This window comes from Arthrobacter celericrescens (genome assembly GCF_003614925.1).
GTDB classification, from domain to species: domain Bacteria; phylum Actinomycetota; class Actinomycetes; order Actinomycetales; family Micrococcaceae; genus Arthrobacter; species Arthrobacter celericrescens.
This window is the reverse complement of record NZ_QYLP01000097.1, coordinates 37,828-51,706: the sequence shown is the minus strand read 5'-3', so window position 1 is coordinate 51,706 and position 13,879 is coordinate 37,828. Positions and strand designations below refer to the sequence as shown.

The window sequence follows — 13,879 nt, the reverse complement described above, 5'->3', positions numbered from 1 at the left end:
TTCCCCGGGCCCAGCCCCGCAGGCACCCTCCGGACCCGGCTACTCAGATCCCGGAAACGCCCAATCGAGTACCGACCGCGTGTCCGGGTATTTATTCAAGCGAATTTACTAATTGAAGCGAGTACAGGCAAGTAATGCTCCTTCCATCACCCCGTGAAATGAGTACCTGAGCCCCGGTCTGCGGGCAGCAGCCACTTCGAAGTCGAGTAGTGGCTACGGATGTGCTGCGCAGCGCCAGACGGTTGACTGATTCCAGCCACTGGAAAACAGCCACAAAGGGTCTCACGATGCGCCAACTACCAGCTCGATTCGACGACCATGTGTCGTTGACAGCCGCGCTGGAAGCACGGTCGCTTCCAGGGGTTACGCACCGGAGTCTGCGGTGCGCTGACGATGGGGGGCAGCCGGCCGGAGTGTCCGGCCGGATGTCCGGTCCATCGCCTACTTCCGGTTTTCGCCGGCGCCGCTCACCTGGGTTTGACGGCGCCCCCAAGACGGAGCCGGCGGCGTTAGAGTCTTCTGAGACCAAGGCTCTACCCCCAGCCGCCGCCGGCTCCCTGAACCTGGTCTCGGTATGAGTGCCATCGATGACTTCCACGCCCGCACCGTCAACCACGCCGCCTACTGGCGGCAGAGCGGCACTGCTTCCCTGAAAGGGCACCTTACCCACCGCCCGGCATGGGATCCTGCGCTCATCGCGCCGGCGTCGTCCGTGGACTCGGGGACGCCCTGGGCCAAGCGGTACCGCCGGTTCCTACGCATCACGGATATCGCGATCGTGCTGCTCACGGTCGTGGCCGCCTACACCTTGCGGTTCGAACCGGCCCACGCCCTGGGCCCGACCCCGAGCGCTTCCTACCTGATCGTCAGCTGCGTGATCTTCGTGGTTTGGGTGCTCGCCCTGGAGGTCTACCACACCCGCGACGACACAGTCCTGGGCATCGGCTCGGACGAATACAAGCGGGTGCTCGACGCCACTGTCCGGGTCTTCGGCGGCATGGCGATCCTGATGATCGTGCTGGGCGTGGACGTGGTGCGCAGCTACTTCGCAGTCGCCATGCCGGCCGGCGCGTTCCTCCTCCTGCTCAGCCGCTGGCAATGGCGCGCGTGGCTGAGCCGGCAGCGGCACTTCGGGCACTACCTGTCCAAGGTCCTGGTGGTCGGTGAGCGCAGCGACGTCGAATACGTCATCCGGCAGGTCGGCAAGGTCTCCGGGGCCGCCTATGAGGTGGTGGCCGCGGCCCTCCCGGGCACGGAGACCGGCAAGCCACTGCACTTGCCCGGCAGGAACATCCCCGTGATGTGCGGGCTCGACGCCGAGGACATCGCCGAGACTGCGCAGCGCACCGGCGTGAACTCCGTGGTGGTGGCTGGAACGCTGCCGGGCGGACCGAAAGCCATCCGGGAGCTTGCCTGGACCCTTGAATGCACCGACGCCGGCCTGGCCCTGGCCTCGAGCCTCACCAACGTCGCCGGGCCGCGGATCCACTGGCGGCCGGTCGAAGGCCTCCCGCTCATGCACGTGGAACTTCCCCAGTTCACCGGCGGCAAGCACGTGCTCAAGCGGGCCGTGGATATCGTGGTCGCCGGAACGGCGCTGCTGCTCCTGCTTCCGCTGTTCGCCGTGCTCGCACTGGTCATCGCATGCGATAGCGCCGGCCCCGTGTTCTTCAAGCAGGAAAGGGTGGGCCGGAACAGCGAACGCTTCATGATGTACAAGTTCCGCTCCATGGTGGCCTCCGCCGAACAGGACCTGGCCGACCTGGCGGAGCTGAACGAAGGCGCCGGACCGCTGTTCAAGATCAAGGACGATCCCCGGGTGACCCGTGCCGGGCGCTGGCTGCGGAAGTACTCGCTGGACGAACTCCCGCAGCTCTGGAACGTACTGCGGGGCGACATGAGCCTGGTGGGGCCGCGGCCGCCCCTGCCATGGGAAGTGGACGACTACGAAACCCACGCCCGCCGCCGGCTGCTGATCAAGCCGGGCATCACCGGGCTCTGGCAGGTCAACGGACGCTCGAACCTGGACTGGGACGAATCCGTACGCCTCGATCTCTACTACGTCGAAAACTGGTCGCTGACCGGCGACATCATGATCCTTTGGCGCACCGCCAAGGTGGTCCTGAAGCCTGTCGGCGCCTATTAGCGGAACACCGCGCACCGGAAGGGGTGTTTGCATCATGGGTCTCAGAATCGGATACGCGCCAGGCGCCTTCGACTTGTTCCACGTGGGCCACCTGAACATCCTCAAGCACGCCAGGAGCCGCTGCGACTACCTGATTGCCGGCGTCGTGTCCGACGAGATGCTCGAACTCGTCCGCGGCCGGGCCGCCGTGATTCCGCTCGCCGAGCGGATCGAAATCGTCCGGAACATCGGCTATGTGGACATGGCCTTCGCCGAGACCGTGCCGGACAAGCTCCAGGTCTGGGAAGAGCTGCACTTCAACCTTTTCTTCAAGGGCGATGACTGGAAAGGCACCCCCGAGGGGCTCCGGCTCGAAGAAGCGTTCGCGAAGGTCGGCGTCGAAGTGGTGTACTTCCCGTACACCGTGCACACCTCCAGTTCCACCCTGCGGGCGGCCCTGGAAATGATCGGTGAGCAGCCCGAACGGCGGATCGCCGGGAGCCGGCCATGACCGGACTGCGGATCGCGATGCTCGGAACCCGCGGGGTTCCGGCCCGGTACGGCGGCTTCGAGACGGCCATCGAGGAGATCGGCAAGCGCCTCGCCGCCCGCGGCCACGAGGTCACCGTGTATTGCCGGCACAGCAACGGCAACCCGGACGAGGATCCCCGCGAGTACCTGGGCATGAAGCTGGTCTTCCTGCCGGCGCTGCGCAAGCGGACGCTGGAAACCCTCAGCCACACCGGGCTCTCGGTCGCGCACCTGGTGGCCGGGCAGCTGCGGCGCCGCAGTGACGCCGCGATCGTCTTCAATGCCGCCAACGCGCCCTTCCTGCCCCTGATCCGTGCCGCCGGCATCCCGGTGGCTACCCACGTGGACGGGCTGGAGTGGAAGCGCGCCAAGTGGGGCCCGGCGGGCCGGAAGTACTACCTCCGGATGGAGGCGCTCGCCGTCCGGTGCTCGGACCTGCTGATCGCCGATGCGATCGGCATCCAGGACTACTACCGGGAAAAGTTCGACGCCGACACCGTCTACCTCGCGTACGGCGCCCCGATCCAGCCAACGGGGGAGTCCGCGAAGCTGGCCGGGTTGGGCCTGGATCCGCAGGGCTACCACCTGGTGGTGGCGCGTTTCGAACCGGAAAACCATGTGCACGTGATCGTGGACGGCTACGTCCGCAGCGCCGCGCGGACGCCGCTGGTGGTGGTGGGTTCGGCCCCGTACTCGGACGAGTACACCCGGACGGTCCACGCACTCGGCGACGAACGCGTCCGCTTCGTCGGCGGCGTGTGGGACCAGGAACTCCTGGACCAGCTCTACGCCAACGCACGGATCTACTGGCACGGGCACTCGGTGGGCGGAACGAACCCCTCCCTGCTGCGCGCCATCGGGTCCGGCACGGCCACCAACGCCTACGACGTCGGGTTCAACCGCGAGGTGCTCTCCACCGCCGGGCGCTACTTCAACAGCCCGGACGACGTGGCGGCGCTCGCCGAGGAGGCCGAAAGCGGCGAAGGGCTCGCTGAACGGGGCGAGCTCGCCCGTGCGTTTGCCCGCCGCTACGACTGGGACACGGTGGCGGACGGTTATGAGCAGCTGTGCCTGGACCTGGCCGCGAAGCGCAACAAGCGACCCGCCCGCCGGGCTGGCTCCAAGAACGAAACAGCGGACCAACGAACAGCGAGGGTGGTGCGGTGAGCGTGAAGGCGGCCTCCGGCGTCGTGAATTTCCCGGCGTTCCGCAGTGCGCTCGTCCGCCTGGGCGGGGCACAGAAGAAGGCCGCGCGCAGCGCGCCGGCCTACTCCCGCTACATCAACCGCCGGCTGGGCCGCTACTTCGCGGCCATGGCGTACGCGGCCGGGCTCACGCCGAACGCCGTCACAGGGATCAGCGCCGTGTTCACCTTCACCGGGATCGCGCTGCTTATCCTGTTCCCCCCGTCCCTGTGGCTAGGCGTGGCGGTGGCGCTCCTCCTCGCCACCGGCTATGCCCTGGATTCAGCGGACGGGCAGCTTGCCCGCCTCACGCGGACCGGATCCCCGGCAGGGGAGTGGCTTGACCACATCGTGGACTCGGTCAAGACGTCCCTGCTCCCGCTCGCCCTGGTGGTGGGACTGTACCGCTTCGACGCCGTTCCGCTCCCTGTGCTGCTGGTGCCGCTTTCCGCGGCGGTGGTCTGCGCGGTGCTGTTCTTCAGCATGATCCTCACCGAACAGCTGCGCCGGCAGCGCGGTGTCGAATCATCGGCCGACGATTCCCTCCGGCCCTCCTGGGTGCGCTCCGTCATGGTGGTGCCCATGGACTACGGACTGTTGTGCTGGGTCTTTGTGCTCTACGGGGCAGTGCCGGTGTTCATGACTGTGTACACCGTGATAGTTGCGGCGACGGCGGCGTTCCTGGTCTTGGCGTCCGTCAAATGGTTCCGGGAGCTTTCCGTGCTCCCCGATGCGCCGCGTGGAAGACACCTCCGGGAGGCCGTCCCGGACACTCCATCGGATCCTGGGGGTCAATGATGAAGAACACCTCACCTTCCGGGCCCGCGCCCGGAAACGGAGCCGCCCGGCGTGCCGGGCCACGGCTTCGAGCGGCCCTGTTGGTGGCCGCCCTCGCACTTCCCGGTGCCGTCGTTGTCGTCTGGGCTGCCAACCAGCCGGGACCAACCGGCGGCGCGCCCTCAGCGGCAACCGTCCCCGACGGCACCGGGAGCCCAACGCTTGGCGGGACCCCGACGCCGGATGGAACCGCGACGGCGGCAGCACCGCCGTCGGGAACGCCCAGCCCGTCCGCGGCACCCACCGCCCAGAGCACCGCGCCGGGGAAGGACCCGGCCCCGGTGGACCGCAAGAACAAGACCGAGCAGGAACTGGCCACCATCGCACAGCCCGTGGCGCCCGCCGTGCCCCTGACGGAGAAGAAGACAGTCAAGAGCGGCATCACCGCGGCCATCACCGAATTGCAGGCGGTGGACGGGGAGGCCACCGGCATCGGTGAGATCGCCGGGCCCGCACTGCGCTTCAAGGTGACGGTCACCAACGGCACCGCGGCCGCCCTGAAGCTCGGCACTTCCCTGGTCACCGTCACGTACGGCAAGGACAACGCACCGGCAAGCTCCCTGAGCGGCCCGGGAGCCACGGAGTTCCCGCTGACGGTCGCCGCCCGGGCCAGCGCCTCAAGCACCGTGGTGTTCGGGGTGCCCAAGGACCAGCGTGCCGACGTCCGGATCTACTTCAGCCTCGATGCGCTCACCCCCATCGCAGTGTTTGAAGGGCAGGCCCCGCAATGACCGGCACCATTACCCGGCCGGCACACCACCGGCCGGCCCACCTTCCCGAACCGGCGAGGAAGGCAGCACGCCGGGTCCGCAAGGTGTCCAAGCGCCTCGGCGCGCACGCGGGCAAGGCCCTGCTGCTGCTGCGCAACCTCCTGGTGCGCAGCAGCGCCACCGGCACCGCCGACGTCGTGGTGTCCATGACCACCTACGGTGCACGGATCCGCACGGTCGCCGTCGCCCTGGAGTCGATCGCCCGCGGCGAGATCCGGCCGCGGCGGCTGATCCTCTGGCTGGATGACCCGCGCCTGATGGACACCGAGCCCGCAGCGCTGCGCAGGCTCCGCCGCCGCGGCGTGGAGGTCCGGCTCAGCAACAGCTATGGCCCGCACACCAAGTACTACCCGTACGTTTCGGCTCCGGAACTGGAAGGCTACCCCCTGGTGACAGCGGATGACGACATCATCTACCCTGCCGGCTGGCTGCGGGTCCTGCTGGAAGCGAACGTGGCCCACCCGGACATGATCCATGGCCACTGGGTGAGCACCATAGGGGTCAACAACGGCAGCATCACCCAGTACCAGGCCTGGGGACGCCGGAACGACACGAAGCCGGCCTTCAACAACTTTGCCCTGGGTGTCTCCGGAGTCATCTATCCGCCGGCCATGCTGCGGGAACTGCGGCACCGGGGAATCCTCTTCATGGACGTGTGCCCCGGCGCGGACGACATCTGGCTGCATTGGGTGGCCCTGCGCGCGGGCATCCCCGTGCGGCAAGTGGACAGGATCCCGCGGCACTTCCCCATGATCCCCGGCAGCCAGCACACGCCCTTGAACGAGATCAATGTCGACCAGCACCGGAACGACCACTGGATCCGCGGGCTGTACTCGTATGCGGACATCGACGTTCTGGCGGCAGGCCAGGCAGCAACAGGCCCAACAAAGTATCTCTTGGACGGAGAGAACGATGCGTATTATGCGAGAACCCGGGTCGCCAGGCAGGCACCGCCCGGGACAGATGGTCGTCCCGAAGCGCGTCGTCGCGGCCCTGCTGGGCCTGGCGACGGCGGTATCGCTGACCGTCCTGGGAACGGTTCCCGCCAGGGCTGACACTGCTCCCAGCAATCCCAACGACCCCGCCACACCGGTCACGGTTGCCGCTGACGGCCTGCCCACCGCGCAGATCAACGGTGTGGCCTGGGCGCAGGTGATCATCGGCAACACCGTGTACGTGGGCGGCAACTTCACCGAGGCCAGGCCCTCTGGCGCCGCACCCGGCACCGGCGTGGCCCGCAGCAACCTGCTCGCCTACAACCTCACCACCGGCGAGCTGATCGGCTCCTTCGCGCCCACCACCAACGGCGAAGTCACGGCGCTCGCCGCTTCGCCCGACGGCTCCCGGCTCTATGCCGGCGGCTCCTTCACAAACGTTAACGGTTCCACCGTGTGGCGGCTCGTGGCCCTGAACCCAAGCAACGGCGCCATCATTACCAGCTTCCTGCCCAAACCGTCCGCGTCGGTCCGCACCATCGTTGCGACGGCGGACACCGTGTACTTCGGCGGCCTCTTCGACGCGGTCGGCTCGGTCAGCCGCGGCCGGCTCGCTGCCGTCACCGCCGCCAACGCCGCGCTGCTGCCGTGGAACCCGGTGGCCGCGGGCGGGCGGGTCAACGCCCTGGCCCTGGCGCCCGACAGGCTCAGCATGGTGGTGGGCGGTGCCTTCACCACGCTGAACGGATCCTCCAACCCGGGCTTCGGCCTCGGCCGGGTGGATACCAACACGGGCCTGAACCAGGCCTTCCCGATCAACAACATTGTCCGTAACGGCGGCACCACCGGGTCCATCACCACCCTGGCCACGGACGGCACCAACGTGTATGGCGCCGGCTACACCTTCGGCCGCACCAGCACGCTGGAAGGCATGTTCTCGGTGAACTGGTCGGACAACGCCACCAAGTGGATCGAGGACTGCCACGGCGACACCTACTCGATCACGCCGATGGGCGACGCCCTGTACCTGGCCGGGCACGCCCACTACTGCGGCAACGCCGGCGGCTTCCCGCAGACCCAGCCCTGGCAGTTCAACCGCGGCCTGGCCTTCAGCAAGGCAGCCACCGGGGTCCTCACCCAGGAAACCTACGGCTACACGAACTTCGCGGGCACGCCCCGGCCGTCCCTGCTCAACTGGTTCCCGATCCTGGACGCCGGCTCCTTCACCGGGCAGGACCAAGGTCCGTGGACCATGGCCAGCAACGCCGACTACGTGGCCATGGCCGGCGAGTTCACCATCGTCAACAACCAGCCCCAACAGGGCCTCACCCGGTACGCCAAGAGCAGCATCGCACCGAACCTGCGCGGTCCGCGCGTGGACGGCACCAACCTGAACCCCACCCTGTCCACCCCGGCAGCCGGGCAGGTACGGGTGCGCTGGCAGGCCAACTGGGACCAGGACAACACGAACCTCACCTACCAGGTGCTGCGGGACAGCAATGTCATCAGCACCGTCCAGCAGGCCTCGACGTTCTGGGACCGGCCCGGGATGACCTTCCTGGACACCGGGCTGGTACCGGGCCAGGAGTACAAGTACCGGGTTTACACCCGCGACCCCTTCGGCAACGAGGCCCGCAGCGACACGGTGACCATCACCGCCACCGGTGAGTCGCCGCCGTCGAGCGGGTATGCCGCCTCCGTGCTGGCCGACAGTCCGGCCAACTTCTGGCGGCTCGGTGAGGCCTCCGGCAGCACCGGCGTGGACCTGGCCGGCAAGGACGACCTCGGAATCATGCCCGGCGTGACCTTCGGCGCCGCCGGAGCCGTGACCGGCGAGTCCAACACGGCTGCCGCCTTCAACGGCACCACCTCCGGCGTGGCTTTCAACCCCACGCTGGCGAAGCGGCCTAACGTCTTCAGCACCGAAGCCTGGTTCCGCACCAACACCCTCAGCGGCGGCGGGATCATCGGCTACGGCAACAGCCAGAGCGGCGTGTCTTCGGACTACGACCGGGTGGTCTACATGTCCAACCTCGGCCGCCTCTACTTCGGTGTCCAGCAGGACGGCATCCGCCAGACCATCAACACCGCGGCGAGCTACAACAACAACCAGTGGCACCATGTGGTGTCCACCCTGGGACCGAACGGGATGCAGTTGTTCGTCGACGGCGTGCTGCAGGCCAGCCGGACCGATGTGACCACGGCGCGGCCGATCGACGCCTACTGGCGGATCGGCGGCGACAACCTGGGGAACTGGACCCAGCGTCCCACCAGCCGGTACCTGAACGGCCAGGTCGACGAGGTGGCCATCTATCCGACCGTCCTGCCGCTGTCCCGGGTGCAGGCGCACTACGTGGCCTCCGGGCGTACCGTGATCGCCCCTCCGGCCCCTCCGGTGGCACGGTTCACCTCGAGCACCAACGGGCTGACCGTGGATGTCGACGGCACCACCTCGTCGGACGCCAACGGACCGATCAGCGCCTACGCCTGGAATTTCGGCGACGGCGGAACCGGCACCGGCGTGACGGCCCAGCACACGTACGCCGCCGGCGGCACGTACAACGTGCAGCTGACCGTCACTGACAACACCGGCATCACCAACTCCGTGACCCATGCGGTGACTGTGACCGCGCCGCCGCCCAACCAGCCGCCGGTGGCGGCGTTCACCTCGACGGCCACCAACCTTGCGGTAGCCTTCAACGGCACCGGGTCCGATGACCCGGACGGTACCATCGCGTCCTACGCGTGGACCTTCGGAGACGGCAGCACCGCCGCCATCTCGACGCCGTCGCACACTTACGCGGCTGCCGGCGACTACCAGGTGACCCTGACCGTCACGGACGACGACGGCGCCACCGATTCGGTGACGCAGACCGTCACCACGACGGCGCCGCCGGCGGACACCGTCCTTGCCGCTGACGCCTTCGGCCGGACCGCCACCGGGGCCTGGGGCGCCGCCGATACCGGCGGGGCCTGGACCATCGCAGGCGGCAACAGCAACTTCGCGGTGAACAACGGCAGCGGAGCCATGACCGTCGGCACGGCCGGCCAAAGCCGCAGCGCCCTGCTGAACTCGGTGTCCACGGCAGATGTCGACGCGCGGGTGGAAGTGTCCGCGGACAAGGTCGCCAACGGCGGGGGCTACTTCGCCTCCCTGCTCGGCCGGCACGTGGGCAGCAACGATTACCGGGCCAAGGTCAAGGTGGCCAGCACCGGCGCCGTCTCGCTGTACCTCACCAAGGTGGTGGGCGGCGCGGAAACCAACCTCGTCATGCCCGTCAACATCGCCGGGCTGACGGCGGGGGCCAACGACCCGCTGGTCCTCCGGCTGAAGCTGGAAGGCATCAACAACACCGCCGTCAGCGGCAAGGTGTGGCGGGCAAGCGCTGCCGAACCCGCTGGGTGGCAGCTCACCGCGAGCGACAACACGGACGCCCTGGAAGTCCCGGGCAGCGTGGGACTGGTCAGCTACGTTTCCGGCTCCACGACCAACGTACCCGCGGTGCTGCGCTACGACCGGCTGAACGCCACGGCCGGCGGCAACCCGACGCCCAACGTGGCGCCGGTGGCTGCCTTCACGTCCTCGGTCAACAACCTTTCGGCGTCCTTCAACGCCGGCGGTTCCACGGACAACGACGGCACCATCGCCAGCTACGCGTGGACGTTCGGCGACTCGACCACGGGCACCGGCCAGGCGCCGTCGCACACCTACACGACGGCCGGCACCTACCAGGTGACCCTGACCGTCACGGACGACGACGGCGCCACCGATGCGGTGACGCATGCGGTGACCGTGACGGATCCGCCGCCCGCGGCTCCGCTCGCTGCCGACGCCTTCGGGCGGACCGTGTCCGGTGGCTGGGGCAGCGCGGACAGCGGTGGTGCCTGGACTCTCACCGGCAGTGCCGCGAACTACAACGTGGCCGGCGGCGTTGGAACCATGCTCCTGGGCACCGCCGGTGCCTCCCGCTCCGCCAGCCTGAACGGGGTCAGCGCGGCAGCGACGGATGTGCAGGTCAAGGTCTCCCTGGACAAGGTCGGCGACGGCGGAGGCACCTTCGTGAGCGTAACCGGCCGACGGGTGGGAACCGAGGACTACCGGGCCAAGCTGAAGATCGCGGCCAACGGCGCCACGACGCTCTACCTGACCAGGACCGCGGGAAACACCGAAACCAACCTCCTGCTACCGAACATTCCGGGCCTCACCCTGGCCGCCGGTGACGCCGTGCAGGTCAGGCTCCAGGTCACCGAGCCCGCCCCCGCCGGCACCACCATCCGTGCGAGGGTCTGGCGGGACGGTGCCGCGGAGCCGGCAACCTGGAACCTGACAACCACCGACAACACCGCCACGCTGCAGGCAGTGGGTACCACCGCCCTGATCGCCTACCTCTCCGGATCGGCCACGAACATCCCCGTGGCTGTGCGCTTCGACGACTATCGAGTGCGCGTCCCGTGAGAGTAGCCTGAGGGGGGACAGGCATTGCAGGCAGTAAAAAGAACCCTCCGGCAGGGCATCCTGCCGGAGGGAACCGTGAGCGGCTCAGCGCCCACTCCGCAGTCGGTATGGGGGAGTGGATTTGGGGAGGAACGCGCTGATGACCCCGGTGACGCGGACGATCCGCGGAATCATTGCAAGCCTTGGCCTGGCAGCCCTGTTCGGCGGGATTCTCACAGTGCCCGCCCTGGCGGATTCGGCACCGGTCAACCCCAACGATCCCAAGACTCCGGTCACCGTGACGGCGGACAGCCTGCCGACGGCCCAGCACGACGGCGTCGCCTGGCAGTCCGTGACCGTGGGCAACACCGTGTACGTGGCAGGCAGCTTCAGCAATGCGCGGCCCTACGGTGCGGCCCCTGGAACCCAGTTGGTGGCGCGCCGGAACGTCCTGGCGTTCGACCTCACCACAGGGGTCCTGAAGTCCAACTTCGCGCCAAACCTCAACGCACAGGCCCTCTCCATCGCCGCCGCGCCGGACGGCTCGCGGATCTACGTGGGCGGCGATTTCACCACCGTCAACGGGGTACAGCGGCTCCGGATCGCAGCGTTCGATCCTGATGACGGAAGCCTGATCTCCTCCTTCGCGCCGAAGGTGGCCGCCAGCGTGCGGGCCATCGTGGCCAGCAATTCCACGGTCTGGTTCGGCGGCACGTTCAACGCGGTGGGTTCGGTCACCCGGAACCGGCTGGCCGCCGCGAGCGCCTCCAACGGCGCCCTGCTGGCGTGGGACACCAGTGCCGAGAACGGGCGGGTCAACGCCCTGGCTTTGTCGCCGACCGCTGACCGTGTGGTGGTCGGCGGCGCCTTCACCACCCTGAACGGCCTGAACCGGCCCGGCTACGGGCTGGGCATGGTCAATTCCAGCACCGGAGCCAGCCTGGCCATCCAGGCCAACGACGTAGTCCGCAACGCCGGAACCCAGTCGGCCATTCTCTCCCTCTCCACGGACGGCAGCCAGTTCTACGGCACCGGCTACATTTTCGGCACCGGCGGCAACCTGGAGGGCGCTTTCGCGGCCAACTGGTCGGACGCCCGGATCAAGTGGATCGAAGACTGCCACGGCGATTCCTACAGCGCCTTCGCGAACAACACCGCGGTCTATGTGGCAGGGCACCCGCACTATTGCCAGAACCTCGGCGGGTTCCCGGAAACCTCCCCGCGCACCTGGCACCGGGCCGTGTCCTTCAGCCGCGCGGTCACGGGAACCCTCACCAAGGACACCCAGGGCTATCCCTCCTTCACCGGGCAACCCGCGCCGTCAATGCTCAACTGGTTCCCGGACATGGACACCGGCACGGCCAGCGGCCAAAGCCAGGGTCCTTGGTCGGTGACGGGCAACAACAGCTACGTGGTGATGGTCGGTGAATTCCGCAACGTCAACCAGAGCCCGCAACAGGGGCTGTCGCGCTTCGCCGTGAAGGAAATCGCCCCGAACGACCAAGGCCCGCGGGTCTCCGGCAGTGCCTTCGTGCCGACGCTCAGCAGCCCCGGCGCGGGGCAGGTCCGGGTGCAATGGCAGGCCAACTGGGACCGGGACAACTCCAACCTGACCTACACGGTGCTGCGCAACGGCAACCCGGCGTACAGCGTCTCCCAGCTGTCCACGTTCTGGCAGCGCCCCACGCTGGTCTTCAACGATTCGGGCCTGCCGGGCGGCCAGCAGAACTACCGCATCCGGGTCCAGGACCCCCTCGGGAACACGGTCACGGGGGACACCAGGAGCATCACCATCACCGGGACCACGAATGAGCCGCCGGTGGCCAGCTTCACGTCCAGCACCAACCTGCTCACCGCCACCGTGAACGCCTCCGCCTCTTCCGACCCGGACGGGACCATCAGCAGCTACACCTGGGGATGGGGCGACGGCGGCACCGGCACCGGAGTCACGTCCCAGCACACGTACGCTGCGCCGGGCACGTACACGGTCAGCCTCACGGTGCGTGACAACGACGGCGCAAGCAGCAGCACCTCGCGGCAAGTGACGGTCGCCGACACCGCCAACCAGCCGCCGTCGGCCGCGTTCACGGTTTCGGCGACCCAGCTCAGCGTCACGACGAACGCCTCCGCGTCCTCCGACCCGGACGGCACAATCGCCGGTTACAGCTGGACCTTCGGCGACGGCGGCACCGACACCGGCGTGACCGGCCAGCACACGTACGCGGCGAACGGGAACTACACGATCACCCTGACCGTCACGGACAACGACGGCGCCACTGACACCGCCAGCCAGACCGTCACCGTGGCGTCGGATCCGGGCGCACCGCTCGCCTCCGACGCGTTCGGCCGGACGGCGGCGTCTGGCTGGGGAACTGCCGACAGCGGCGGGCCCTGGGCAGTGGGCGGCACGGCGTCCTACTATTCGGTGTCCGGCGGCGACGGACGCATGAACCTGGCAGCCGGCCGCGGCACATCCGCCTACCTGGGCAGCGTCTTCAGCACCGATTCGGACACCACGGTCACGCTGGGCCTGGACAGGATCGGCAACGGCGGCGGAACGTTCTTCGGCGTCATCGGACGGAAGGTGGGCGCCGCGGAGTACCGCGGCAAGGTCAAGGTGGATGCTGCCGGGGCGGTGACAGTCCAGCTGACCAGGCTGTCCGGAACCACCGAAACGACGCTGGTCCAGGCCGCGACCGGCCTGGGCGTCACCGCCGGCCAGCAGCTGCAGCTGCGGGTCCAGGTCACCGGCACCTCGCCGACCACCCTGCGCGCCAAGGCCTGGCGCACGGGGACGTCCGAACCGGCCAACTGGCAGGTGAGCACCACGGACAACACCGTGGCAGCCCTGCAGGCTGCGGGGAACGTGGGCCTGCTGGCCTACCTGTCCGGCTCGGCGACGAACGCTCCCGTCAATGCCCTGTTCGACGACTTCACGGTGCGGGCCGGATAGGGGTGCGGCAGGCCGGTTGAGGGCAGGTGTACTTAGCGGCGGGTGTCTCTTAATAGCAGAGTGCCCTGCCACCCATCGAAGGGCGGCAGGGCACTCCTGCGTTCCGGTG

Annotated in this window: 8 protein-coding genes; all 8 read left to right on the top strand. The window is 68.4% G+C overall.

Features of this window, described 5'->3' with window-relative positions; translation table 11 throughout:
* Positions 1-574 precede the first annotated feature (574 nt).
* Positions 575-2,146, top strand: a complete 1,572-nt coding sequence (locus D3654_RS17975) for a sugar transferase (RefSeq protein WP_120522826.1) — start codon at positions 575-577, stop codon at positions 2,144-2,146.
* A gap of 34 nt (positions 2,147-2,180) precedes the next feature.
* A complete protein-coding gene (locus tag D3654_RS17970; protein WP_120522825.1) occupies positions 2,181-2,636 on the top strand; it encodes an FAD synthase family protein in 456 nt (151 codons plus the stop codon).
* Positions 2,633-3,823 (top strand): DUF1972 domain-containing protein, encoded by a 1,191-nt coding sequence (locus D3654_RS17965; RefSeq protein ID WP_205571854.1) that lies wholly within the window; start codon positions 2,633-2,635, stop codon positions 3,821-3,823. The genes D3654_RS17970 and D3654_RS17965 overlap by 4 nt, the downstream gene beginning before the upstream one ends.
* Positions 3,820-4,638 (top strand): CDP-alcohol phosphatidyltransferase family protein, encoded by an 819-nt coding sequence (locus tag D3654_RS17960; protein ID WP_120522824.1) that lies wholly within the window; start codon positions 3,820-3,822, stop codon positions 4,636-4,638. The genes D3654_RS17965 and D3654_RS17960 overlap by 4 nt, the downstream gene beginning before the upstream one ends.
* Positions 4,635-5,408 carry a hypothetical protein gene (locus D3654_RS20570; protein WP_162943786.1) on the top strand — a complete coding sequence of 258 codons (774 nt, stop codon included), beginning with the start codon at positions 4,635-4,637 and terminating at the stop codon, positions 5,406-5,408. Before D3654_RS17960 ends, D3654_RS20570 begins: the two co-directional genes overlap by 4 nt.
* Positions 5,405-6,502: a glycosyltransferase family 2 protein gene (locus tag D3654_RS17950; RefSeq protein WP_120522822.1), complete on the top strand. Its 1,098-nt coding sequence runs from the start codon at positions 5,405-5,407 to the stop codon at positions 6,500-6,502. Before D3654_RS20570 ends, D3654_RS17950 begins: the two co-directional genes overlap by 4 nt.
* Positions 6,411-10,838, top strand: a complete 4,428-nt coding sequence (locus tag D3654_RS17945; protein WP_120522821.1) for a PKD domain-containing protein — start codon at positions 6,411-6,413, stop codon at positions 10,836-10,838. Before D3654_RS17950 ends, D3654_RS17945 begins: the two co-directional genes overlap by 92 nt.
* A gap of 139 nt (positions 10,839-10,977) precedes the next feature.
* Positions 10,978-13,770 carry a PKD domain-containing protein gene (locus D3654_RS17940; protein WP_120522820.1) on the top strand — a complete coding sequence of 931 codons (2,793 nt, stop codon included), beginning with the start codon at positions 10,978-10,980 and terminating at the stop codon, positions 13,768-13,770.
* Positions 13,771-13,879 lie beyond the last annotated feature (109 nt).